Below are 24,939 nucleotides of genomic sequence, written 5' to 3' on the forward strand. Positions count from 1 at the left end.
CAAGGGAGCGCGCACGTGCTGGATCAGCCTATTGCTCAAATCAGAAAACTACGGGTGGAGTTTCAGACGAAGGACGGTCCTGTTGTCGGCGTTGAGGACGTCTCGTTCGAGGTCAAACCAGGCGAAACCGTTTGTATCGTTGGCGAATCAGGCTCGGGAAAGTCGGTTTCGTCATTGTCTTTGATGCGGCTGGTCGAGTTCGGTGGCGGCAAAATCGCGGGCGGAGAGCTGCTGTTTGATCGTCGCGATGGCGATGAAGTGGACCTGGCCAAGGTCGATCAGGATCTGATGAAACAGATTCGCGGCAATGAAATCGGGATGATCTTTCAGGAGCCGATGACCGCCCTGAACCCCGTTTTCACCGTTGGTCGCCAGTTGACCGAAGGACTGCGTATCCACAAGGAAATGTCGAAGTCACAGGCAGAAGCGCGGGCGCTTGAATTGTTGCGCCAGGTTCGCATACCTGAGCCTGAGCGCCGCCTGAAACAGTATCCGCACGAGCTGTCGGGCGGGATGCGTCAACGCGTTGTCATTGCGATGGCTATGGCCTGTGAGCCGCGCCTGCTGATCGCCGACGAACCCACCACAGCGCTTGACGTGACCATTCAGGCCGAAATTCTCGCGCTGATGGACCGCCTCAAGCGGGAAACAGGCACGGCTGTGATGTTCATCACCCACGATATGGCTGTGGTTGCCCAGATGGCCGACCGTGTCGTCGTCATGTACCGCGGCAACAAGGTCGAAGAAGGCACCGTCAAAGAAATCTTTGAAAACCCGCAGCACGACTATACTAAAGCCTTGCTGGCCGCGGTGCCGAAACTGGGCGAGATGCAGGGTAAATTTGCGCCCGAGCCGATGAAACTGCTGGGGGTCGAAGGGCAGAATATTGCACCGATCCCGGGCACAGACGAGGTTCTTCTGACCGTCAAGAACCTGACGACCCGGTTCCCGGTCAAGGGCGGGCTTTTGCGGCGCACGATCTCGAACGTTCATGCGGTCGAGGATGTCTCGTTCACACTGAACAAAGGTCAAACGCTCAGTCTTGTCGGCGAATCCGGGTGCGGCAAGTCTTCGGCGGGGCGCTCGATCCTGCGACTGGTCGAGCCTCTGGCGGGCGAGATTGATATGGACGGTGTTGATATCATGAAGCTTGATCCGTCTGGCTTGCGCAAGGCGCGGCTGGACATGCAGATGATCTTTCAGGATCCGTTCGCCTCGCTGAACCCGCAGATGCAGCTGGTCGATCAGGTGGCCGAGCCGATGCGCAACTATGGCGTGGCATCGGGATCGGAACTGCAGGACCGCGTGGCGCAACTGTTCGACAAGGTGCAACTGCCGCGCAGCTTCATGCGTCGGTTCCCGCATGAAATGTCGGGCGGTCAGCGGCAGCGGATTGCCATCGCGCGGGCTCTGGCCCTGAACCCCAAGCTTATCATCGCGGATGAGGCGGTTTCGGCCCTCGACGTGTCGGTGCAGGCGCAGGTTTTGAACCTGATGATGGAATTGCAGTCCGAACTGGGCCTGTCTTATCTGTTCATCAGTCACGATATGGCCGTGGTTGAAAGGGTCAGCCATTATGTCGGGGTTATGTATCTGGGTCGAATTGTCGAACTTGGGCCACGGGCGCGGGTATTCGAGAACCCGCAGCATCCCTATACACAGGCGCTGATGAAGGCGGTTCCGATTGCGGACCCGAACAAGCGGAAATCGGAAAAGGATCTGAATTTCAAACCGATCCCATCTCCGATTCATCCCACTGACTACGCGCCGGAACCTTCGCAATATCGAGAGGTTGAGGCCGGGCACTTCATTCTGACCACCGACAGCGGGTATTGACCCCAATGGCGAAACGCTTGACGCCGCTTGAGATCATGACAAAGCTGATCTCATTTCCGACCGTAAGCCGTGACACCAATCTGCCGCTGGTGGATTGGGTTGAGGAATATCTGCAAGGTCATGGAATCGCACCCCATCGGTGGCCGGACCCGGATCAACCGCACAAGGCTGCAATTTTTGCGCATGTGGGTCCGATGGAAGAGGGTGCGCTGGTTCTGTCCGGGCATACGGATGTCGTGCCGATCGAAGGGCAGCCTTGGGATTCCGATCCGTTCACGGTGACCGAGAAGGACGGCAAGTATTTCGGTCGCGGCACCTGCGACATGAAGGGTTTTGACGCTCTGGCGATCTGGGCTCTGGTCGAGGCGCATTACGCTGAAATAAAGCGGCCGCTGCAACTTGCGCTCAGCTTTGACGAAGAGGTCGGATGCACCGGTGCGCCGCCCATGATTGAGGCAATGCAACAGGTCTTGCCCAAGGGATCAGCAGTGATCGTGGGTGAGCCGTCAATGATGCAGGCTGTGACGGGGCACAAGGGCGGGTTCGGCTTTGATACTCACATCGTGGGGTTCGAAGTGCACAGTTCGATCATGCATACCGGCGTGAATGCGATCATGGCGGCGGCACCTCTGATCGACTGGGCAAATCACAGAAATGCCGAAAGCATGGCCGCTGAGCCGAGCGAAATCGCGGTCGTATTTGACCCGCCGTGGACAACCTGTCATGTCGGAATGATAGAAGGCGGGACAGCCCACAACATCACTGCCAAAGACTGTCGGTTCATGATGGATTTCCGCACCGTGCCAGATGAGTCAAAGGCGCAATGGCAGGACGCGTATTTTCAGCAGGTCCGCGCGGCCGAGGCACGGATGCAGGCTGTCCACCCTGAAACACGCATCGAACTGAAGGAACATTTTTCAATTCCGGGACTGGTGCCTGAACGGGACGGAGAAGCGGAAGCTTTAGTGCGTACGCTGACCGGGGATAACGCAAGCCACGTTGTCAGCTACGGGACAGAGGCGGGGCAGTTTCAGGAGGCAGGGTATTCAGCCGTGATTTGCGGTCCTGGTGATATTGCACAGGCTCATCAGCCGAACGAGTTCATATCGATCGCGCAGTTCGATGCGGGGCACAAGTTTATGCAACGACTGGTTGAAAAGCTCGGCGCGGCGTAAGATTCAACATAGCATCAATTGTTCAGAGGAAGGTCTTGAGATGCCTGTCAAAAACAGACTTGCAGAAATGCACGGCGATATTGCCGCGTGGCGCCGCCACCTGCATGCGCATCCTGAATTGATGTATGACGTGCACGAAACCGCTGCTTTTGTCGTCGAGCGCCTCAAGGAGTTTGGTGTTGATGAGATCACTCCGGGAATTGGCAAGACCGGTGTCGTGGCCGTTATCCGCGGGCGGCAGGACACGACCGGGCGCGTAATCGGACTGCGCGCAGATATGGACGCACTGCCGATCGAAGAGGCGACTGGGCTGGACTATGCTTCTACCGTTTCGGGCAAGATGCACGCCTGCGGGCATGACGGGCATACCTCGATGCTGCTTGGGGCCGCCCAGTACCTGGCTGAAACCCGAAACTTCGATGGCACTGTTGTTCTGATTTTTCAGCCCGCAGAAGAAGGCGGTGCAGGCGGTCTGGCCATGTGTCGGGACGGCCTGATGGAACGCTGGGGCATTGATGAGGTCTATGGCATGCACAATATGCCGGGGTTGCCAGTGGGCGAGTTCGCGATCCGACCCAGCGCATTGTTGGCCTCATCTGATGAGTTCGAAATCACGATCACCGGCAAGGGCGGACACGCCGCCGCACCGCATGACGCGGTAGACACGACTTTGGTGGCCTCGCATATTGTCGTGTCGTTGCAATCGGTTGTGGCGCGCACCGTCGATCCGATCAAACGCGTCGTCCTGACCGTGGGCACGTTCGAAACGGACAGTGTCGCGTCGAACGTGATCGCGCACACCGTCCGTTTGCAGGGGACCGTCCGGACACTCGACCCAGAATACCGCACGATAGCAGAAGAGCGCGTGCGCAGGATCGCCGAGGATACGGCTTCGGCCTTTGGAGCGAAAGCGGAAGTTGTCTGGACGCCGGGGTATCCTGTGACGGTAAATTCCGAGACAGAGACAACATACGCTGCCGAGGCAGCCGAGGCCGTCGCGGGCAAGGTCAATGACAACACTGATCCGATCATGCCCTCGGAAGATTTCGCCTACATGCTTGAAGAACGGCCAGGAGCTTACATCTTTATCGGGAACGGGGACACGGCCATGTGTCATCACCCGGAATACAACTTTGACGACGACGCGATTCCCGCCGGCTGCAGTTGGTTTGCCGAGATTGTGGAACGACGATTGCCGATCGCGTAAATCAGGGAGAATGCCATGCCGATCAAAAACCGCCTTGCAGAGATGCACGAAGAGATCACAGGTTGGCGGCGTGACATTCACCAACACCCGGAAATTCTGTACGACACGCACCGCACCAGCGCGCTGGTGGCGGAAAAGCTGAAGGAATTCGGCTGTGATGAGGTCGTTACAGGCATCGGTCGCACTGGTGTGGTCGGGGTCATTCGCGGCAAGAGCGACACACAGGGCCGCGTGATTGGTTTGCGGGCCGATATGGATGCCCTGCCGATGCAGGAACAGACCGGGCTGGACTATGCCTCGAAGACACCAGATGCGATGCATGCCTGCGGGCATGACGGGCATACTGCCATGGTCTTGGGAGTGGCAAAGTACCTGTCTGAGACGCGCAATTTCGATGGCACCGCAATCGTGATCTTTCAGCCCGCCGAAGAGGGCGGGAATGGCGCAGAGGCCATGTGCAAGGACGGTCTGATGGACCGGTTTGGCATTCAGGAAGTTTACGCGATGCACAATGTGCCGGGCGTGGCGACCGGGCAATTCGCAATCCGCTCAGGCCCGTTGCTGGCGGCGGCGGACGAGTTTGACATCCATCTTGAAGGGCGCGGAGGCCACGCGGCAAAACCCCATGAGACGGTCGATACAACCGTGATGCTGTCGCAACTGATTGTCGCGTTGCAGACGATCGTGTCGCGCAATGCGGACCCGATCCTGCAAGCCGTGTTGTCCGTGACCTCGGTCGAGACGTCCTCGAAAGCGTTCAACGTGATCCCGCAATCGGCGCAGATACGCGGTACCGTGCGGACCCATTCCAACGAGATGCGTGATCTGATCGAACAGCGCCTCAAAGAGGTCGCCGAAGGGATTGCAGGAACATTCGGTGGTTCCGTGAACGTCAATTACACGCGTGGCGTGCCGGTGACGATCAACGCCGAAACTCAAACGAGATATGCGGCAGAAGCCGCGGTCTCGGTCGGGGGCAGCTGCATCGAGGCACCGATGGTGATGGGGGGTGAGGATTTCTCGTTCATGCTGGAGGAACGGCCCGGAGCCTTTATCGTTCTGGGCAACGGTGACAGCGCCGGGTTGCACCACCCCGAATACAACTTCAACGACGAGATCATCCCGATCGGATGCTCGTGGTTTGCAGAAATGGTCGAGCGCCGGATGCCGGCGGCTTGAATTAGGAGAGAGAAGATATGCCAGTCAAAAACCGCTTTGCCGAATTGCAGGATGAAATCACCGCGTGGCGACGGGATCTGCACGAAAACCCGGAAATCCTGTTCGAAACGCACCGTACCAGCGCAATGGTGGCCGAGAAGTTGAAGGAGTTTGGTTGCGACGAGGTCGTCACCGGCATCGGGCGAACCGGCGTTGTTGGCGTGATCAAGGGCAAGTCGGACAGCAGGGGCAAGGTGATCGGTCTGCGGGCAGATATGGATGCGCTGCCTATCCATGAGGCGACGGGATTGGACTATGCCTCGAAAACACCGGGCGCGATGCATGCCTGCGGCCATGATGGCCACACGGCGATGCTTTTGGGTGCTGCGAAATACCTGTCGGAAACCCGAAATTTCGATGGGACGGTTGTTGTCATCTTCCAACCTGCCGAAGAGGGCGGCGGCGGTGGTCGTGAAATGTGTGAAGATGGCATGATGGACCGCTGGAATATTCAGGAAGTCTACGGCATGCACAACTGGCCGGGTCAACCTGTAGGTAAGTTCGCAATCCGTCCCGGTTCCTTCTTTGCCGCAACCGATCAGTTTGACATCACTTTTGAAGGGCGAGGTGGTCATGCTGCCAAGCCGCATGAAACAGTAGACACCACGGTACTGGCTGCGCAGGCGGTTTTGGCGCTTCAGACCATTTCCTCGCGCAATGCCGATCCGATCGATCAGGTCGTGGTGTCGGTGACGTCGTTCGAGACCTCGTCGAAAGCGTTCAATGTGATCCCGCAGACTGTTCAGATCAAAGGCACCGTGCGCACCATGAGCAAGGATATGCGGGATCTGGCCGAAAAGCGGATCAATGAGATCTGCAATGGAATCGCGGCCACGTTCGGAGGCACCGCAAACGTGACCTACATCCGCGGGTACCCGGTGATGGTGAACAGTGAAGAACAGACAGAGTTCGCCGCAGCTGTTGCCCGGTCGGTATCCGGCGATTGTGACGATGCGCCTTTGGTCATGGGAGGCGAGGACTTTGCCTTCATGCTGGAGGAACGTCCCGGGGCCTATATTTTAATGGGTAACGGCGATACGGCCATGGTTCACCACCCGGAGTACAACTTCAACGATGAGGCGATTCCCGCCGGGTGCAGCTGGTGGGCAGAGATCGTTGAGCAGCGTATGCCGGCGGCCTGATCGGACGAGTGGGGGCTCTGCCCCCACACCCCCGGGATACTTTTGGCCAGATGAAGAGGGATCCCGCCCGGTCACGTCAGGTCGAGCGAACAGGATAGCGTGTCAACAACAGAGTCCAGCGCTTTGCTTTGGGTCTTGACGCAGGTTTGGGCGGCGCTGCGGGCCTTTTTCAGGGCCTGACCGTCTGAAAGCCAATGCTCGACCGCCGCGGAGAGATCCTTTTCGGTTCGAACCTCCATGGCGCCACCGGTTTTGATCAATGGCGCGAAAGTTTCTGCAAAATTGAAGTATCCGGGGCCGGTAATCACGGCGGCTCCGGCCTGTGCCGGTTCGAATGGGTTGTGACCGCCGATGTCTTTCAGGGAGCCACCCAGGAACACGATGGGACACAGCGCGTACCATGTGCCGGTCTCACCCAGTGTATCCGCGACATATACCTGGGTCTCGGCTTTGATCGGGGAATTTTCGGATCGGAACGCGGCGTTGAGATCGGAGGCTTCCAGTAGTTTGGCGATATCGCCGCGGCGCTCTGGGTGGCGCGGGATCAGCAGCAGCAGCAGATCGGGCCAGCGTTCCAGAAGTGATTTATGCGCGGCCAGAACGCTTTCCTCTTCGCCTGCGTGGGTCGAGCTGGCGATCCACACCGGTCTGCCATAGACTTTAGAACGTATGTCATCCAGCGTGTTGTGGTCCACGGGAAGGGGATCGGACATGGCTTTGAGATTGGTGCCGGGCCGGACGCGATCGGCAGGGGCGCCCATCGACGTCAGGTTGGCTGCGGTTTTGTCGTTCTGCGTCAGGAACAGGTTGAATTTGTTCAAGACGAACCGCGCTGTTCCGGGGCGTTTTTTCCAACCAGCGACGGACTTGTCCGATAGTCGTGCATTTATAAGGGCGAGCGGAATACCGCGTTTGGCACTTTCAACAATCAACCGTGGCCAGATTTCACTTTCGACAAAAACCCCGCCCTCTGGTTGCCAATGGTTCAGAAAGCGCCGGACCGGACCTGCCGTGTCAAGCGGCGGGTATTGATGCCGTGTGCGGGGCGGCAGGCGTTTTTCGATAAGGGCCGCTGAGGTCGGGGTGCCGGAGGTGATTAGAAATTCGGTTTCGGGCAGGCGGTCAGCCAGCCGTCTGATCAGGCTGAGGACCGAAAGGCTTTCGCCAACGCTGGCGGCGTGGAACCAGATCAAACGCCCATTTGGCCTAGGCAGGCTGGCATGTCCAAGTCGTTCTTGTTGCCGCTCAAGAGGTACGTTTGCTGCCCGCAACTTATTCCGAACAATTCGCCATATCAGAGGTGCTGCAAGAGACGTGAGGGTGCAGTACACATGATACAACGCCGTGGGGCGGCCGTTGTGATCCGGCATATCAGCCGCCTGTGTGACTCATGTGACGGCTCATCCTGCCATCGACGGCTTGGCGCGAATAGTCGAAGTCATGCCCCTTGGGCTTGAGATTGATGGCAGATCGGATCGCGTCTTCAAGTGGCTGTTCGGTATCAGGATGATCGCGCAGGGCTCCGCGCAGGTCAAACATATCTTCCTGACCCAGGCACATGTAAAGTTCGCCCGTGCAGGTCAGGCGGACCCTGTTGCAGCTTTCACAGAAATTGTGCGACAGCGGCGTGATAAAGCCGATTTTCTGGCCGGTTTCCTCGAGCCGCACGTAACGGGCCGGGCCACCGGTGCGTTCGGCCAGATCGGTGACCGAATAGTGGTTTTCGTATTCTTTCCGCACGTCTTTGAGCGACCAGTACTGATCCAGGCGGTCTTCGTTGCCGATATCGCCCATAGGCATGACTTCGATCCAGGTCAGATCCATGTCCCGCTCGGCACACCAGTCCGTGATTTTCGGAAGTTCGGGTTCATTGAACCCTTTCAGCGCGACCGCGTTGATCTTGATCCGCAGGCCAGCCTTTTGCGCGGCGTCAATTCCGTCCAATACCTGTTTCAGGCGACCCCAGCGCGTGACCTTGGCAAACTTGTCATCGTCCAATGTATCCAGAGAGACATTCACCCGCCGTACGCCAGCGGCATACAGGCCTTCGGCGAAGCGGTGCAGTTGCGATCCATTTGTTGTCAGCGTCAGTTCTTTCAATGCACCGCTGTCCAGGTGGCGTGTCATCGAGTTGAAGAACGTCATGATATTCCGACGCACCAACGGCTCACCACCCGTGATGCGCAGCTTTTCGACACCCATCCTGACGAAGGTCGAGCACATCCGGTCTAGTTCTTCCAGTGTCAGCAGGTCTTTCTTGGGCAGAAAGGTCATGTTTTCGGACATGCAATACACGCAGCGGAAGTCGCAGCGGTCCGTGACGGAGACGCGGAGATACGTAATGGCGCGGGCAAACGGGTCGATGAGCGGAGCTGTCATGATGTAATAGGTAAAGCCGTAACATGCCCGCGACAAGGGCGAACTGTGCTTTGCGCTGGAACAGATGGGCGCAGGGCTGTAGGTGTCAGCCATGAAGAAAACACTTGTTTTACTATTTGTGGTCATGGCTGGATGCGACGCCGTGCGGTCAATGACTGACCGAGTTTTAGGCGGTGGCGACACGCCTGCCCAGACGGCACCCGACGCTGAAGTTGGTACCGCAGTTGCTGAAGAGGTGCTGCAACCCGAACCGGTTTCCGCGCGGCCAAACTGGGTCGGGGCGACAACCACCATAGCCGGGCTTGGGGATCCGACCACTCCGGGGCGCTGGATGCAGACACCGCTGGTGGACACCGAAGTTACGGCGCGCGTAGTGGTGCCACGAACAGGGGCGCAGGCCTACATCACTTTGGTCCCGGTCTCAGGCCCGGACAGTAGCGGCAGCCGCTTGTCTCTGGACGCTATGAGGGCGTTGTTGGTGCCTTTCGACGAACTCGTTGAGGTCGAAGTCTACGCAGATTGATTTTTCAGGTATTTACCTGCTTCACGGCGGGCAAAGGGTTTCATGGTATCGCCGTGTTGGCTCAGAAAGGTGATGACACGCTTTGGGTCGTGTTTGGATAACTCTCGCAGCCACCAGGCGATGGATTTCTGAATGAACCAGTTGCGGTCCGGAACATATCCGGCAGCCCAGCCAAGGATGCGATCACGGCGGTGCAGGTCGTCGGGCTTGGGGTGGTTCTGTTTGGTCCAGGGCAGGGTTGCAACCAGGGCCGCGCGTCGGGTCCACATGTGATCGGACCGGGTCCAATGTTCAACCTGATCCAGTCGGTCAGGATCTGCTGAAAGCCGCTTTTGCATCGCCATGCACGCGTGATCCGCGACGGCCCATGCATCGAAATCCGGCAGCCAGCTTTGAAGCAAGTCCCAAACCGTCGCGTCAGGTCGGATGCGTGCCTGTGTCAAAAGCTTGGATGCAGCAAGACGCCCTTCGTGGATGTTTGTTTGCCACAACGCGTCCGCCAATGCGATCCGCGCCGGCACATCCAGTTCTTGCCGCCACGCCTTGGTCAGGTCGTTGAGAACCGGGTTTGCGACGCCCAGATAGATGCGATCCGCCTTGTGATAACTAGCCATCTGGCTCGCCCGTTCGGGGTCACCATACGCTTTGATCTGATCGAGATATCCGGTCAGCATGGGGATCACAATGGAACGCCTGTTGGTTTCCCATCAATCGTCTGGCCGTTCCTTTCCATCCAATAGGAACGGATTTCCTCATCTGATTTTCCATCCACCCATTTCTGCATCGTGTCGCGGTCGGATTGGAATTCCATGAAAGGCACGGCATAGCCGCAGGAGGTTTGTACCATCTCGATCGACTGGTCATAGATTTGCCGTGCACTGCGGTGACTTGGGAAGAGACCGGCAAGGTCGTCCCAACCTTCGTTGCCAACATGCAGGCAACGCGCTGTGCCATACGTGCGAAGAATCATCGGCCGCGTTGTGAAAGAACACCACATCAGCGTCATCCGGTTGACCTGCAAAAGATGCCCCGCAGTTTCGTTGCCACTGCCAGTGAGGTTCATCCAGACAATGCGGTTTGGTCCCAGTACACGCAGCGAGTCCATTCCTTTTGGGGAAATATTGACCCGACCTTCGGCCCCGGCGGTGCCGACGAAGAACATATGCTGTTCTTCAATGAACTTTTGATGCGCATCATCAAGCTGCGGGAACTGCTTGGCCATAAATCACTCCACCGTTACCGACTTCGCCAGATTGCGCGGTTGATCCACATCCGTGCCCTTGGCAACAGCCGTGTGATAGGCCAGCAATTGTGCGGGCACCGAGTAGAGGATCGGTGCAAGGCTGGTGTGAACATGTGGCATGCGGATGGTGCTCCAAACACCGTCGCCGGCTTCGTCAATGCCATCATCATCAGAGACAAGGATCACTTTACCTTTCCGTGCCATCACTTCCTGCATGTTCGAGACGGTCTTGTCGAAAACCGTATCACGTGGAGCCATGACAACCACGGGCATATGCTTGTCGATCAGGGCGATAGGGCCGTGTTTCAACTCTCCCGACGCGTATCCTTCGGCGTGGATATAGCTGATTTCCTTGAGCTTCAGCGCGCCTTCCATTGCCAGCGGATACATCAGGCCACGGCCCAGAAACAGGACGTCGCGCGCCTCGGACAGGCGTTGGGCGGCCTTGCGGATTGCCCGGTTCTGATCGAGTGCCGCGTTCAGTACAGTCGGCAACCCACGCAGCGCAGCGGCATGATCGGCGATTTCCTCATCCGTCAGCGTGCCCCGGTCTGCGGCGGCCTTGAGCGCCAGCATCAGCAGCACGCTCAACTGGCAGGTGAAGGCCTTGGTCGAGGCGACGCCGATCTCGACACCGGCATGGATCGGCAAGGCGATATCGCTTTCCCGAGCGATCGAGCTTTCGGGGACGTTGACGACCGAAACGATCTTGTCGGCCTTGCCCTCGCAATAGCGCAACGCGGCCAGGGTGTCGGCGGTTTCACCCGACTGGCTGACGAACAGGGCCAGCGTCCGGTCCGTGATCGGAGGTTCGCGATAGCGGAACTCGCTGGCAATATCGACCTCTACGGGCATTTTGGCCAGTTGTTCGAACCAGTACTTCGCGGTCAGGCAGGCGTAAAACGCGGTGCCACAGGCCACCATGGTCAGGCGATCCAGCTTGCTGAAATCCAGATCCGTGTCCGGCAGCACCACGCGGTCGCCGCCCGTGGGCAGGTAGGACCGGATTGCTTCCGCCACAACGATGGGCTGTTCAGCGATTTCCTTGGCCATGAAGTGCTTGTGTTCGCCCTTGTCCGCGCGCGCATGATCCAGCTTGATCTTGCGCTTTTCCCGGTTTGCCAGCTCACCGGCCTCGTTGCGGATTTCAAGTGACGTCCTGGTCAGAACCGCGCGGTCGCCTTCTTCCAGATATGTGATCTGATTGGTCAGCGGGGCCAGAGCAATGGCATCAGACCCCACATACATCTCACCATCCCCATGGCCGATGGCCAGTGGTGATCCCTTGCGGGCCGCCACGATCAGGTCGTCCTCACCGTCGAACAGAAAGGCCAGTGCAAATGCGCCTTCCAACTGGTCGATTGTCTTGAAGGCGGCCTCAACCGGGGACAGGCCCAAGTTCAGGTGGTGTTCAGTCATAAGAGCAACCGTTTCCGTGTCGGTTTCGGTTTGGAAATCAATACCATGTTCGGCCAGTTCGGCCCTCAGGTCGCGATAGTTTTCGACGATGCCGTTATGAACGACGGCCACCGGGCCCGCCTTGTGCGGATGTGCATTGTTGACTGACGGGGCACCATGTGTGGCCCAGCGGGTGTGGCCAATGCCGGATTTTCCGGGAAGAGGATCATGCACCAGAAGGTCGCTGAGGTTGACCAGCTTGCCAACCGCGCGCCGCCGGCCCAATGCGCCGTCGTTGACGGTTGCAATCCCGGCGCTGTCATAGCCGCGATATTCCAGCCGTTTCAGGGCTTCTACTAGAATGGGGGCGGCCTCGTGCTGCCCCAAAACACCTACTATTCCACACATTTCTCAGGCCTTTTTATCGTGGCGAGCCTTTTTCGCCTTCAACATATCAAACAATTTACGCGCATATCCGGGCTTGTTTTCCTGCTTGGCGCGGGCCACGGCCAATGCCTCGGGGTCCACATCCTTGGTCACGACAGTGCCCGTCGCGGTAATCGCCCCATCTCCTACAGTAACCGGGGCAACCAGCATGGTGTTCGAGCCGATAAAGACGTTCTCACCAATCGTGGTTTTATGCTTCATCACGCCGTCATAGTTACAGGTGATCGTCCCCGCGCCGATGTTGGTCGCAGCGCCAACGGACGCGTCACCGATATAGCTGAGGTGATTGACCTTCGCGCCTTCGGCGATTTCGGCATTCTTGATCTCGACAAAATTGCCGACCCGAGTGTTTTCAGCGAGTTCGGCGCCGGGGCGCAGGCGAGCGTAGGGGCCGACGACAGCGCCCCGGCTGACATGGCAGCCCTCAAGATGCGAAAAGGCCCGGATCGTCGCGCCGCTTTCAACAGTGACGCCCGGTCCGAACACCACATTCGGTTCGATCACCGTATCGCGCCCGACCACCGTATCCGCAGCCAGGTACACCGTCTCTGGGGCCATCAATGTGACGCCCAGGTCAAGAAGCTCAGCTCGGGCGCGCGCCTGAAACACGGCATCTGCGGCGGCCAGATCAGCGCGAGAGTTCACGCCCAGTGTCTGTGCCTCATCGCAAGCGACAGCGGTCACGTTCAGTCCACGGCTGCGCGCAATTTCAACCACGTCAGTCAGATAGTACTCGCCCGAAGCGTTGTCGTTTCCGACCTCATCGATCAACGAAAACAGCAGCTGCACATTGCAGGCCAAAAGCCCTGAATTGCAGAAAGTTATGGATCGTTCTTCATCTGACGCATCTTTAAACTCGACAATGCGTTCCAGCACATCGCCATTCATGACCAACCGGCCATAACGGGCAGGGTCGACCGCCTCAAAGCCAAGAATGACCAAGTCATTCCCGGACCGTGCATCGATCATCCTTTCCAGCGTGTCGGGTTGCAAGAACGGGGTGTCGCCGTAAAGAACAACCACATCGCCATCGAATCCGCTCAATGCGTTCCGGGCCTGGGCGACCGCATGGGCCGTTCCCAACTGGTCTTCCTGAACGGCGATTCGCACATCTTCATCCTCGGTCATTGCAGCCTTGGCCACAGCTTCGGACCCGTGGCCGGTAACGATCACAGTACGTTCGGGCGACAGGACGGATCCGGCGCGCATCGCATGGATCAGCATCGGAACCTGAGCGATGGGATGCAGGACTTTGGGAAGATCCGAATTCATCCTGGTGCCTTTTCCGGCGGCAAGGATGACAAGGGCATTGCTCATGAAATCGTTTTCTCTTTGTGTTTTGTTGCGGTCCGTTTTATCCGCTGAGGTCAAAGGCGCAAGCCGTTCGGCAATCAAACAAGATTGCCGATTGAAACAGGACACGGCGAAAACCTGCCGAGCAAGGGGGCTAAATGCGCACCGTCATCTTCGATCTGGATGGTACTTTGGCGGATACATCCGGCGATTTGCTGACTGCTGCGAACCATTGTTTCCGCGCGATGGGGCACGGAGATGTACTGGTCCATGGCGCAGATTCAGGTATAGCGCTGCGAGGTGGACGCATGATGTTGACCCACGGGTTGAAACGTGTCGGGGCCTATGACGAGGATACAGTCCAGGCCTACTATCCGGTTCTGCTTGAAGCTTATGCTCGGAACATCGACACCCACACCAGTTTCTATCCCGGCGCACTACAGGCGGTCGAGTTGCTGAGCAACGCAGGTTACGGTGTTGGCATTTGCACAAACAAACCGGAACATCTGGCCGAATTGTTGCTGACACGCATGGGGGTGCGGGACCGTTTTGCTTCTTTGGTCGGGGCCGATACGCTGCCGGTCCGCAAACCGGACCCGGCCCCGCTGCGGGAAGCTGCGCGCCGTGCCGGGGGCGATCCGAACTGGTGCGTGCTGGTCGGAGATTCGGATACTGACCGCAATACCGCAAAAGCGGCAGGCGTTCCTTCGGTGTTGGTTACCTTCGGCCCATCGGGGGATGACATGGCGGCTTTGGAACCCGAAGCACTGCTGCATCATTTTGATGATTTGCCCGGCCTCGTGCCCGATCTGATCGGTGCGGCAGCCTGAAACCTTGACCGGACCCTTTAGGAGCCTCAGAACAAGACCATGACCGACGTATTCTCTGGCAGCTTTACGCAGCAGGAACCCCTTCCGGAAGATGCAATCGACGCGGCTCTGGCCGTTCTGCGCCATGGGCGTCTGCATCGTTACAATGTCGCCCCCGGAGAGTTGGGGGAAACGGCCTTGCTGGAGCAGGAATTTGCCGCCCAGATGGGGGCCAAATACTGCCTGGCGGTTTCGTCTGGCGGTTACGCTCTGGCCACAGCCTTGCGCGCGGTTGGCGTGCAACCCGGAGATTCGGTTCTGACGAATGCGTTTACACTGGCGCCGGTGCCGGGGTCGATTGCCTCGGTCGGAGGGCGGGCAATCTTTGTCGGTGTGACGGACGGCCTGACAATTGATTTGGATGATCTTGAGGTCAAGCTGGATCAGGCTCGTGTTCTGATGCTCAGCCATATGCGCGGACATCTGTGTGATATGGACCGGCTAATGCAGATGTGTGACGCAGCCGGCGTGATCGTGATCGAGGATTGCGCACACACGATGGGTGCAGCCTGGCGCGGTCAGTTGTCGGGGCGGCAGGGTGCAATCGGGTGTTATTCCTGTCAGACCTACAAGCATGTCAATTCGGGCGAAGGGGGCTTGCTGGTCACCGATGACGAGGAACTGGCGGCCAAGGCCACGATGTTGTCGGGGTCATACATGCTGTATGAACGCCACTTGGCCGCCCCGGGGCCAGAAGTGTTCGAACGGATCAAGTACACCACACCCAATGTCTCGGGCCGGATGGACAATTTGCGCGCGGCGATCCTGCGCCCGCAATTGCGGGATCTGGACCGGCAGGTGGGCCGGTGGAACGAGCGCTATCGCGAGATCGAAACCGGGTTGCGCGGCACTCCGGGCCTGACGATTGTCGAGCGGTCCGAGGCGGAAACCTATGTTGGGTCTTCGATCCAGTTTCTGTTGCTGGATTGGTCGCCTGAACGGATAGCTGAAGTCATCAGCCGTTGCGCGGCTCGTGGGGTTGAGCTGAAGTGGTTCGGAGGTGCTGAGCCGACAGGTTTCACGTCGCGCTATGACAGTTGGCGATATTTTGAAAGCCAGCGGATGCCTGAAAGTGACCGCGTTCTGGCCGGCGTGATGGATATGCGCGTGCCTTTGACGTTTTCCCTGGAGGATTGTCGTTTGATCGCCCGGATCATCCGGGCTGAAGTGAGTGCGGTTTATCAGTCTTGACCAAGTGGAGTGCGCCTGCGGCGCACGCTCGATCTTTTGAAACGCCGCCTGTTTCGGGCGGCGTTTTCCATTTCAGACGAGCTGTCACAAAGATTGACCGGGAACAGATTCGCTGCTAGAGATTTATTGAACACTTGTTCATTAAAGCGGAGGGAAGACGCAGATGTTCATGGCCACGATGAAGTTCGATCTGGGTGAGGATGTGAATGCCCTACGCGAGATGGTGCATCGCTGGGCGCAGGAGCGTGTCAAGCCGATGGCGGTTGAGATCGACGCCACGAATGCCTTTCCGAACGAGCTGTGGAAAGAGATGGGAGAGCTTGGTCTGTTGGGTGTCACCGTGCCTGAAGAGTATGGCGGTGCAGGCATGTCTTATCTGGCGCATACGATTGCCGTGGAAGAGGTTGCGCGTGCATCGGCCTCGGTTTCCTTGTCATACGGGGCTCATTCCAACCTGTGCGTGAACCAGATCAAGCTGAACGGCACCGACGAGCAGAAGCAGAAATACCTGCCACGCTTGATTTCCGGTGAGCATGTAGGGGCGCTGGCAATGTCAGAGCCCTCGGCCGGGTCGGATGTGGTGTCGATGAAGCTGCGCGCTGAAAAGCGTAACGACCATTACCGCTTGAATGGCAATAAATACTGGATCACCAATGGACCGGACGCGGATACTCTGGTGGTTTATGCCAAGACGAATCCCGATGCCGGATCGAAGGGCATCACGGCATTTCTGATCGAAAAAGAGATGAAGGGTTTTTCGACCTCGCCCCATTTCGACAAGCTGGGTATGCGCGGATCGAACACGGCTGAGCTTATCTTTGAAGACGTAGAGGTCCCGTTCGAGAACGTGTTGGGCGAAGAGGGCAAGGGTGTGGCCGTGCTTATGTCGGGGCTGGATTATGAACGGGTCGTGCTGGCCGGCATCGGGACCGGCATCATGGCCGCTTGCCTGGACGAAGTGATGCCCTATGTGGCTGAGCGCAAGCAGTTCGGCAGACCCATCGGCAGCTTTCAGTTGATGCAGGGCAAGATTGCCGACATGTACACCGCGATGAATTCGGCGCGGGCCTATGTCTACGAGGTGGCCAAAGCCTGTGATCGGGGCGATGTGACCCGGCAGGATGCGGCGGCGTGCTGCCTTTACGCGTCGGAACAGGCGATGGTTCAGGCCCATCAGGCGGTTCAGGCGCTGGGCGGGGCGGGTTTCCTGTCGGATGCGCCGGTCAGCCGGATTTTCCGGGATGCCAAGCTCATGGAAATCGGCGCAGGCACCAGCGAGATTCGCCGGATGCTGATCGGCCGCGAAATGATGAATGAAATGCTCTGAGAGCAAAAAATCGCCCTGCGGATGAGGAAACCGCAGGGCGTTTTGGAGACGGGATCAGAACCGATGGACGTAGGAAACACCGACCAGCCAGGGATCGATTTCCGCGGTGCCGATGGGAGCGCCGTTGAGCGAGACGTCCGAGTCAATGTCGAACCAGCGCACGTTCAGGCGGATCGCCCCGTTGTCGGTGACCATGTAATCCAGACCGGCCTGCAACGAGACGCCGAAGGAGTCATCGACCTTGATGTTACCCAGGGGCGATTGCTCGTCGAAGAAGATCGTATAGTTGAGGCCGGCACCGACATAGGGTTTCCAGGCGCTGTTGGTCGCGAAGTGATAGTTCAGCGACAGGGTGGGCGGCAACTGCTTGACCGTGGCTGCGTCCATACCGCCAAGGGCCACGGTGTGTTTGAACGGGGTCGCTGCCAGAAGCTCGATACCCAGGTTGTCGCGAATAAAGTACTCTGCGGTGAAAATCGGGCGGGTGTCCGCGTCGATCGTCGCTGCCGCACCAGCCAACGTGCCGTTGTCGGATTTCGGGTCCAGATAGCCAACACCGATACCCAGCGTCCAGTCCCCTTGCGACTGGGCCAAAGCCGGAGCCGCCAGGGCGACCAGTGCAGTAGACAGTGTCAAAGCGGCGAGTTTCTTTGTCATATTCTTGCCTTTGGTTATGTTGATGCTCTTCGTTTCGCAAACGCGGTGTCCGACGACTCTGATCTGCATCAAGTTTGCGTGATGCGTCCGCCCAAGATCACGTCGCGAAGCATCAGGAAAACAAGGGGAATTCGCGATGCTGCACGCTGAACGCATACCGGGTTTGCGCTCAGAAGGAGGCTGGGACATACCGGACCGGCTGAACATGGCGCAGCAATGTCTGAACCATCCGGCCGATCAGGTGGCGCTTATCGATCTGACCGGATCGGAGCGGCGGCTGATAACCTATGGGCAACTGGCACAGATGGCTGATGGGATCGCCCGCGCCCTGCTGGCCCGCGCCCGGCCCGGTGATCGGGTCGGAGTGCTGCTGAGCCAGTCTTCCTGGTGCGCGGCAGCTCATTTGGCGATCTGGAAGATCGGCGCGATTTCGGTGCCCTTGTTCAAGTTGTTCAAGCAGGATGCACTGCGGTCGCGGGCTGGCGATGCAGGCGTTCAGATCGTGCTGACCGATGCCGAAGGGGCGGATCTGCTGGGCGATCTGGCCGAACCTCTGATTGCATCCGAAATTGGCGAGGCGGGTCCGGCTGTGCCGTTTGCGGCGACCGGGCCTGAAGATCCGGCTGTATTGATCTATACCTCAGGCACCACGGGCAGCCCGAAGGGCGCGCTGCATGGGCACCGGGTTCTGACCGGGCATCTGCCGGGCGTCTCGATCAGCCACAATCACCTGCGCGAGGGGGATTGCCTATGGACCCCGGCGGATTGGGCGTGGATCGGTGGGTTGTTCGATGTGCTGATGCCGGGCCTTGCGCTGGGCATCCCGGTTGTCGCGGCACGTCTTGAGAAATTCACCCCCGAAGCCTGCACCGAGATTATTGCGCGGGGCGGGGTGCGGAATGTCTTCTTCCCACCAACAGCGCTGCGGATGCTCAAGGCTTCGGATCAGGCGATCCCGGGGCTGCGCTCGGTGGCGTCCGGCGGCGAGCCGCTGGGGGCCGAGATGCTGGCCTGGGGCCAATGTGCGTTTGGTCTGACGATCAACGAATTCTACGGTCAGACCGAATGCAACATGGTCGTATCCTCCTGCGCCGAGGATTTCCCCGTTCAACCCGGATGCATTGGGAAACCGGTGCCGGGGCATGAGGTTGCAGTGATCGACGACAACGGCAACCCGACCTGTGAAGAGGGTGACGTGGCCATCCGACGCGGCTCGGCCTCCATGCTGCTGGAATACTGGAACCGGCCCCAGGCGACGGCTGAGAAATTCCGGGGCGACTGGTTGATCACCGGAGACCGTGGCGTTTGGGAAGGCGACTATCTGCGCTTTGTCGGTCGTGATGACGACGTGATTACGTCCGCTGGCTACCGGATCGGCCCGGCCGAGATTGAGGACTGCCTGCTGACCCACCCGGCGGTGGCAACGGTGGGTGTGGTCGGAAAGCCTGATCCTTTGCGGACCGAGATCGTGAAGGCCTATGTGGTGCTGAAACCGGGGGGCGAAGTTTTGGAGTCCGAGTTGCAGGAGTGGGTCAAGGACCGTCTGGCGCAGTATTCATACCCCCGCGAGGTGGCATTTCTGGAGGAGCTGCCGATGACGGTGACGGGGAAGGTGATCCGCAAGGAGTTGAAGGCGCGGGCGGCGGGGGAGATTCATGAATGAAACGACTGCTGACACTTTGTGTTTTGACTTTTTGTGCCGCCGGCGGGCTTGTTGCTCAGGGAACGACAGAAACACTGGATGTCCCAACTTGGTTTGACAAATGCACGGCGCTATCCAGCACGGTCATAGCGAACGAAATGGATACTCGATGTATGTCTTCAGCATATGACTATTGCGAACTTGGACATCCGCCCGAGGAACGGCGCGCCTGTATGGAGAAGTTAAACGCTCATCTTCTATCCAAAACTGAAGCAATAGCGGAGGGCTTGCCTGATCAAGTAATAGGTTTGAGTGGCTTCAGGAAATGGTCTTACCCGCGGCGTTTAGAGGAATTCAGAAATGATGAATTCGATCCAGACTGTTCCCAAATGACAGAATTTATGTGCGAGACTTTTAACATCATCGTGCGATGGAGCGCAGCCAGAGATCTTGAACGATTGTCAGTTGCGCCTGGAGGACTGGAAGCAGAATGAAACTCACATCCAAAGCCATGCCCGCCTCTGAGGGCTTCAAGGCAAACCGCGCGGCCCATCTGGATGCGCTGGCGCAAATCTCTGCGGCTGCCGAAGCGGCCCGCATGGGCGGTGGCGAGAAATCCCGCGTGCGGCATGAATCGCGGGGCAAGATGCTCCCCCGTCGGCGGGTGGCGAACTTGCTGGACCCGGGGTCTCCGTTCCTTGAAATCGGGGCGACGGCGGCGCACGGGATGTATGGAGATGCCGCGCCCTGCGCCGGGGTGATCGCGGGGATTGGCCGGGTGCAGGGGCGCGAGGTCATGGTGGTCTGCAACGACGCCACCGTGAAGGGCGGCACTTACTATCCGATGACGGTCAAGAAACACCTGCGCGCGCAGGAGATTGCCGAGGAAAACCATCTGCCGTGCATCTATCTGGTGGACAGCGGTGGCGCGAACTTACCCAATCAGGATGAGGTCTTCCCCGACCGCGATCACTTTGGTCGCATCTTCTACAATCAGGCTCGGATGAGCGCGAAGGGGATCCCTCAGATCGCTGTCGTGATGGGCTCCTGCACGGCGGGCGGGGCCTATGTTCCGGCGATGTCGGATGTGACGATCATCGTGAAAGAGCAGGGTACGATCTTTCTGGCCGGACCGCCTCTGGTCAAGGCTGCGACCGGTGAGGTCGTCAGCGCCGAAGATCTGGGCGGCGGCGACGTGCACACGCGCTTGTCCGGCGTGGCCGACTATCTGGCTGAGGACGACGCCCACGCGCTGGCCTTGGCGCGTCGCGCGGTCGGGTCGCTGAACCTGCGCAAACCGCAGACGGTGGATTGGGCCAGCCCCGAGGACCCGGCCTATGATCCCGACGAGATTCTGGGTGTTGTTCCTGCCGACCTGCGGACCCCTTATGACATCCGCGAGGTGATCGCGCGTCTGGTCGATGGCTCTCGGTTCGATGAGTTCAAACCCCGGTTTGGCGAGACACTGGTGACCGGTTTCGCTCATGTCAAAGGTTGCCCGGTCGGCATCATCGCCAACAACGGTGTGCTGTTCTCTGAGGCCGCGCAGAAGGGCGCGCATTTTGTCGAGCTGTGTTCGCAACGTAAAATCCCGCTTGTGTTCCTGCAAAACATCACCGGGTTCATGGTGGGCAGGAAATACGAAAACGAGGGGATCGCGCGGCATGGGGCCAAGATGGTGACGGCGGTGGCGACCACTTCGGTGCCCAAGATCACGATGCTGGTCGGTGGCTCGTTCGGGGCCGGGAACTATGGCATGGCGGGTCGCGCCTATCAGCCGCGCTTCCTGTGGACCTGGCCGAATTCGCGGATTTCGGTGATGGGTGGTGAGCAGGCGGCTGGCGTTCTGGCCACCGTCAAGCGCGACGGGATAGAACGGCAGGGTGGCACGTGGTCCGCAGAAGAAGAGGCCGAATTCAAACGCCCGACGCTGGATATGTTCGAGGAACAGTCGCATCCACTCTATGCCTCGGCCCGTCTGTGGGATGACGGCATCATCGACCCGCGTAAAAGCCGCGATGTGCTGGCGCTGTCGCTGAGCGCCGCTCTGAATGCCCCGATCGAGGAGACACGTTTCGGCGTGTTCAGGATGTAAGATGAGCGAGATTTTGAAAGACATCATGGCCCGCTATCCCGGTGCGCAAACCTTCAAATTCGGCGACAACCTCTTGCTGAGTGCAGAGCTTCTGGCTTTGGTCCGTTCTGGCCGTAAAACAGCGACCTGCGACGCGCTCTGCAACTATCCAGACGGCAGTCCAGAAATGCCGAAGCTCGGTCGACGCGATATTGCGCTGAACTGGGATGACACACCGGCTTTGGTCATTGAAACCGTCGATGTCTCGATCCAGCGTTATTGTGATGTGACCGAGGAATTCGCTTTGGCTGAAGGTGAGAATGAAACGCTTGAAGGATGGCGGGAAGATCATCGCCGTTATTTCCAACGAAACGGCGGCTTTGATCCCGAGATGAAACTCGTGTGCGAACGGTTCCGTCTCGTCGAAGATCTGGCAGTGGAAGGGTGAAAGACATGTTCAGTAAAATCCTGATTGCCAACCGGGGTGAGATCGCCTGCCGGGTGATGGAGACGGCTCAGAAGTTGGGCGTGTCCTGCGTTGCTGTCTATTCCGATGCGGACGCGGCGGCTAAACATGTTCAGATGGCGGACGAGGCGGTTCATATTGGCGGTCCCGCCCCGGCAGATAGCTATTTGAAGGGCGATGTGATCATACGGGCGGCGCTGGATACCGGCGCACAGGCGATCCATCCGGGCTATGGGTTTCTTTCAGAAAACCCCGGTTTCGTGGATGCGGTTCAGGCTGCGGGTCTGACCTTTATCGGCCCCTCGGCGGATGCGATCCGCAAGATGGGCCTCAAGGACGCGGCCAAGGTGTTGATGGAGCAGGCCGGCGTGCCAGTCGTGCCAGGCTATCACGGGGACAATCAAGACCCCGAACATCTGGCAGGTGCGGCGGACACGATAGGCTATCCGGTTCTGATCAAGGCCGTCGCAGGCGGCGGCGGCAAGGGGATGCGGCTGGTCGAGAAACCGGAGGACTTCGCGGCCGCGCTGGACAGCGCGCGGGGTGAGGCCCGGACCGCCTTCGGCAATGATGCCGTGTTGGTGGAGAAATTCGTGGCCAAGCCCCGTCATATCGAGGTTCAGGTCTTTGGCGATGGTACGCATGCGGTACATCTGTTTGAACGCGACTGCTCGTTGCAACGCCGCCACCAGAAGGTGATCGAAGAAGCCCCGGCCCCGGGTATGACATTCGAAATGCGTGAGGCCATGGGGCAGGCGGGCGTTCGTGCCGCCGAGGCGATCGGCTATAAAGGCGCTGGCACGGTCGAGTTCATCGTTGATGCCTCTGACGGGCTGCGCCCCGACAGGTTCTGGTTCATGGAGATGAACACGCGCCTGCAGGTGGAACACCCGGTAACAGAGGCCATCACAGGCATTGATCTGGTCGAATGGCAGTTGCGCGTAGCCTCAGGCGAAAACCTTCCCAAAAAACAGGATGATCTGGCGATCTCCGGCCATGCATTTGAGGCCCGGCTTTATGCCGAGGACGTTCCGAAAGGGTTCCTGCCAGCGACGGGAACGCTGACTCATCTGGTTTTCCCTGCCAATTGTCGCGCCGATAGCGGCGTTCGCGCCGGGGACACGATCAGCCCGTGGTATGACCCGATGATCGCCAAAGTAGTGGTGCATGGATCGACACGCGCCGTCGCGCTTGAGACGTTGAACCGGGTGCTGCAACAGACTGAAGTTGCAGGTACTGTCACAAATCTGGCTTTTCTGGGCGCGTTGACGCGTCACGAAGGATTTGCCTCGGGCGATGTCGATACGGGGCTTATCGGTCGAGATATCGAAGCGTTGGTACAGGAACCTGAGCCATCGGTTGCAACGGCAGTCGCAGCTGCGATGACTGCACTGGATCTTGTGGATGTCGACCCGGAAACCGGGTTTTCTCTCTGGGCGCCGCTGCATCGCGCTGTGCAACTGTCCAGTAACGATGAAGTGCTGAAGTTGGACGTGCAGGTCGACGGGCCGGATCGCCAGATTTGGCAGATTGGCGAGGATCGCGTTGTTGCGGAACGTGCCGCCGGGCGATGGGCGTTGAACGGTAGGCAAATGCCTCGCGTTGCTGCAAACAATGGGACACTGACGGTTTTCACCAACTACGGTCAGAGCTTCGACATCATCGATCCGCTGGACCGGGATGTCAGCACCACAGGCGACACCAATGTGATCGAGGCTCCTATGCCCGGTCTGGTCAAAGCCGTCTTTGCCACAGCGGGACAAACCGTACAGGAAGGTGATCGTCTGGCCATTTTGGAAGCGATGAAGATGGAGCATTCTCTGCTTGCGGCGCGGGACGGGGTTGTTGCCGAGGTGCTGGTCGAGGACGGTTCGCAGGTCGAAGCCGGGGCTGCCTTGGTGAGGTTGGAGGAAGAAGCTTGACCTGTACCCGCGCAACGCGGCGTGCAAAGGTCAGACGATCTTTGTTTGAAGCGACAACAATCCAGAAGGAGGGGCGACATGGGTGACCTGGTCGAAATCTACGAGGTCGGGCCGCGCGACGGGCTGCAGAACGAAAAGCGCGAGATACCGGTGTCAGACAAGATCGCCTTGGTCGATTGCCTCAGCCGTGCGGGTTTCCGCAGGATCGAGGTCGCAAGCTTTGTCTCTCCGAAATGGGTGCCGCAGATGGCGGGATCGGCTCAGGTTCTGGGCGGAATCACCCGAGTGGATGGGGTGCGCTATGCCGCGCTGACGCCGAACATGCATGGATATGGCGATGCGCTGGCGGCCAAGGCGGACGAGATCGCCGTGTTTGCCTCGGCCTCCGAAGGATTCTCGAAAGCCAATATCAATGCCTCTATCGCCGAGTCGATTGAGCGGTTTACGCCGATTCTGGAGGCGGCGCGCCATGTCGACCTGCCTGTTCGCGGTTATGTCTCATGCGTGACGGATTGCCCATACGACGGTCCGACTCCGCCCGAAAAAGTGGCCGAGGTCGCTGATCGGCTTTTTGCGCTGGGCTGTTATGAGGTTTCACTGGGCGACACGATTGGACAGGGGACGCCGGATAAGGTCGCGCATATGCTTCTGGCGGTTCGCGAGAGGGTTCCGGTGACGCGACTGGCGGGGCATTTTCATGACACCAATGGGCGTGCGATCGATAATATCGACGCTGCATTGGCGCTTGGTGTGCGGGTGTTTGACGCAGCCGTGGGCGGGTTGGGCGGTTGCCCCTACGCCCCGGGTGCCGCAGGAAACGTAGCCACCGAGGCTGTTGTGGCGCACTTGCATCGCCTGGGATACGAAACCGGTCTGGATATCGACGTGATTGAAGAGGCGGCGCAGATGGCCAGGGCTTTGAGGGGCTGA

22 protein-coding genes are annotated in these 24,939 nt (G+C 58.8%); 15 read left to right on the forward strand and 7 right to left on the reverse strand.

The window, feature by feature from the left end; all coding sequences use genetic code 11:
• Window positions 1–15 precede the first annotated feature (15 nt).
• From AC2FFA_RS02960 to AC2FFA_RS02980, 5 genes are read left to right on the forward strand one after another with little or no spacing between them, the layout of a single operon-like run.
• Entirely contained in the window at window positions 16–1,836 is a 1,821-nt protein-coding gene (locus AC2FFA_RS02960) for an ABC transporter ATP-binding protein (RefSeq protein ID WP_496849857.1), read from the forward strand.
• Window positions 1,837–1,841: 5 nt separating this feature from the next.
• Window positions 1,842–3,011 (forward strand): acetylornithine deacetylase, encoded by a 1,170-nt coding sequence (argE, locus tag AC2FFA_RS02965; protein ID WP_117868378.1) that lies wholly within the window; start codon window positions 1,842–1,844, stop codon window positions 3,009–3,011.
• Between the two features lie 40 nt (window positions 3,012–3,051).
• A complete protein-coding gene (locus AC2FFA_RS02970; RefSeq protein ID WP_496849859.1) occupies window positions 3,052–4,218 on the forward strand; it encodes a M20 aminoacylase family protein in 1,167 nt (388 codons plus the stop codon).
• A 15-nt stretch (window positions 4,219–4,233) separates the two neighbouring features.
• A complete protein-coding gene (locus AC2FFA_RS02975; RefSeq protein WP_496849861.1) occupies window positions 4,234–5,397 on the forward strand; it encodes a M20 aminoacylase family protein in 1,164 nt (387 codons plus the stop codon).
• A gap of 17 nt (window positions 5,398–5,414) precedes the next feature.
• A complete protein-coding gene (locus AC2FFA_RS02980; protein WP_299640081.1) occupies window positions 5,415–6,578 on the forward strand; it encodes a M20 aminoacylase family protein in 1,164 nt (387 codons plus the stop codon).
• Between the two features lie 71 nt (window positions 6,579–6,649).
• On the opposite strand, the gene AC2FFA_RS02985 is transcribed toward AC2FFA_RS02980, so the two are convergent.
• Together AC2FFA_RS02985 and moaA are read right to left on the reverse strand one after the other, a co-directional pair.
• Window positions 6,650–7,948 (reverse strand): 3-deoxy-D-manno-octulosonic acid transferase, encoded by a 1,299-nt coding sequence (locus tag AC2FFA_RS02985; RefSeq protein ID WP_496849864.1) that lies wholly within the window; start codon window positions 7,946–7,948, stop codon window positions 6,650–6,652.
• A 1-nt stretch (window position 7,949) separates the two neighbouring features.
• The gene (moaA, locus tag AC2FFA_RS02990; protein WP_496850371.1) at window positions 7,950–8,957 is read right to left on the reverse strand and encodes a GTP 3',8-cyclase MoaA; all 1,008 of its coding nucleotides are present in this window, start codon (window positions 8,955–8,957) and stop codon (window positions 7,950–7,952) included.
• 91 nt (window positions 8,958–9,048) lie between these two features.
• Between moaA and AC2FFA_RS02995 the strand changes: the two genes are divergently transcribed.
• Window positions 9,049–9,480: a hypothetical protein gene (locus AC2FFA_RS02995; protein ID WP_496849866.1), complete on the forward strand. Its 432-nt coding sequence runs from the start codon at window positions 9,049–9,051 to the stop codon at window positions 9,478–9,480.
• Here the strand turns inward: AC2FFA_RS02995 and AC2FFA_RS03000 are convergent.
• From AC2FFA_RS03000 to glmU, 4 genes are read right to left on the reverse strand one after another with little or no spacing between them, the layout of a single operon-like run.
• The gene (locus AC2FFA_RS03000) at window positions 9,468–10,154 is read right to left on the reverse strand and encodes a DNA alkylation repair protein (protein ID WP_496849868.1); all 687 of its coding nucleotides are present in this window, start codon (window positions 10,152–10,154) and stop codon (window positions 9,468–9,470) included. The genes AC2FFA_RS02995 and AC2FFA_RS03000 overlap by 13 nt on opposite strands.
• A 5-nt stretch (window positions 10,155–10,159) precedes the next feature.
• Window positions 10,160–10,702 carry a pyridoxamine 5'-phosphate oxidase family protein gene (locus tag AC2FFA_RS03005; RefSeq protein WP_299894628.1) on the reverse strand — a complete coding sequence of 181 codons (543 nt, stop codon included), beginning with the start codon at window positions 10,700–10,702 and terminating at the stop codon, window positions 10,160–10,162.
• A 3-nt stretch (window positions 10,703–10,705) separates the two neighbouring features.
• On the reverse strand, window positions 10,706–12,529 hold the full coding sequence (gene glmS, locus AC2FFA_RS03010) for a glutamine--fructose-6-phosphate transaminase (isomerizing) (RefSeq protein ID WP_496719219.1): 1,824 nt from the start codon (window positions 12,527–12,529) through the stop codon (window positions 10,706–10,708).
• A 3-nt stretch (window positions 12,530–12,532) separates the two neighbouring features.
• The gene (gene glmU / locus AC2FFA_RS03015) at window positions 12,533–13,885 is read right to left on the reverse strand and encodes a bifunctional UDP-N-acetylglucosamine diphosphorylase/glucosamine-1-phosphate N-acetyltransferase GlmU (RefSeq protein WP_496849871.1); all 1,353 of its coding nucleotides are present in this window, start codon (window positions 13,883–13,885) and stop codon (window positions 12,533–12,535) included.
• 134 nt (window positions 13,886–14,019) lie between these two features.
• Here glmU and AC2FFA_RS03020 point away from each other — a divergent pair, with 134 nt between their 5' ends.
• The 3 genes from AC2FFA_RS03020 to AC2FFA_RS03030 all read left to right on the forward strand — a co-directional run bounded on the left by AC2FFA_RS03020 (window position 14,020) and on the right by AC2FFA_RS03030 (window position 17,248).
• Window positions 14,020–14,691: an HAD-IA family hydrolase gene (locus AC2FFA_RS03020; protein WP_496849873.1), complete on the forward strand. Its 672-nt coding sequence runs from the start codon at window positions 14,020–14,022 to the stop codon at window positions 14,689–14,691.
• A 39-nt stretch (window positions 14,692–14,730) separates the two neighbouring features.
• Window positions 14,731–15,921, forward strand: a complete 1,191-nt coding sequence (locus tag AC2FFA_RS03025; RefSeq protein WP_496849875.1) for a DegT/DnrJ/EryC1/StrS family aminotransferase — start codon at window positions 14,731–14,733, stop codon at window positions 15,919–15,921.
• A gap of 163 nt (window positions 15,922–16,084) precedes the next feature.
• Window positions 16,085–17,248, forward strand: a complete 1,164-nt coding sequence (locus AC2FFA_RS03030; RefSeq protein ID WP_117868389.1) for an isovaleryl-CoA dehydrogenase — start codon at window positions 16,085–16,087, stop codon at window positions 17,246–17,248.
• Between the two features lie 54 nt (window positions 17,249–17,302).
• Here AC2FFA_RS03030 and AC2FFA_RS03035 read toward each other — a convergent pair whose 3' ends face one another.
• Window positions 17,303–17,905, reverse strand: a complete 603-nt coding sequence (locus AC2FFA_RS03035; protein WP_496849877.1) for an OmpW/AlkL family protein — start codon at window positions 17,903–17,905, stop codon at window positions 17,303–17,305.
• A gap of 136 nt (window positions 17,906–18,041) precedes the next feature.
• Here AC2FFA_RS03035 and AC2FFA_RS03040 point away from each other — a divergent pair, with 136 nt between their 5' ends.
• The 6 genes from AC2FFA_RS03040 (at window position 18,042) to AC2FFA_RS03065 (ending at window position 24,939) form a co-directional block, all read left to right on the forward strand.
• Window positions 18,042–19,568 carry an AMP-binding protein gene (locus tag AC2FFA_RS03040; protein WP_496849879.1) on the forward strand — a complete coding sequence of 509 codons (1,527 nt, stop codon included), beginning with the start codon at window positions 18,042–18,044 and terminating at the stop codon, window positions 19,566–19,568.
• Window positions 19,565–20,041 carry a hypothetical protein gene (locus AC2FFA_RS03045; RefSeq protein ID WP_496681293.1) on the forward strand — a complete coding sequence of 159 codons (477 nt, stop codon included), beginning with the start codon at window positions 19,565–19,567 and terminating at the stop codon, window positions 20,039–20,041. The genes AC2FFA_RS03040 and AC2FFA_RS03045 overlap by 4 nt, the downstream gene beginning before the upstream one ends.
• Window positions 20,038–21,642, forward strand: a complete 1,605-nt coding sequence (locus AC2FFA_RS03050) for a carboxyl transferase domain-containing protein (RefSeq protein ID WP_496681290.1) — start codon at window positions 20,038–20,040, stop codon at window positions 21,640–21,642. The genes AC2FFA_RS03045 and AC2FFA_RS03050 overlap by 4 nt, the downstream gene beginning before the upstream one ends.
• Before the next feature lies 1 nt (window position 21,643).
• Window positions 21,644–22,069 carry an ASCH domain-containing protein gene (locus AC2FFA_RS03055; RefSeq protein WP_496849881.1) on the forward strand — a complete coding sequence of 142 codons (426 nt, stop codon included), beginning with the start codon at window positions 21,644–21,646 and terminating at the stop codon, window positions 22,067–22,069.
• A gap of 5 nt (window positions 22,070–22,074) precedes the next feature.
• Window positions 22,075–24,009, forward strand: a complete 1,935-nt coding sequence (locus AC2FFA_RS03060) for an acetyl/propionyl/methylcrotonyl-CoA carboxylase subunit alpha (protein WP_496849883.1) — start codon at window positions 22,075–22,077, stop codon at window positions 24,007–24,009.
• Between the two features lie 78 nt (window positions 24,010–24,087).
• Window positions 24,088–24,939, forward strand: a complete 852-nt coding sequence (locus AC2FFA_RS03065; protein ID WP_496849885.1) for a hydroxymethylglutaryl-CoA lyase — start codon at window positions 24,088–24,090, stop codon at window positions 24,937–24,939.

Source organism: Ruegeria sp. YTSB088 (assembly GCF_059609825.1).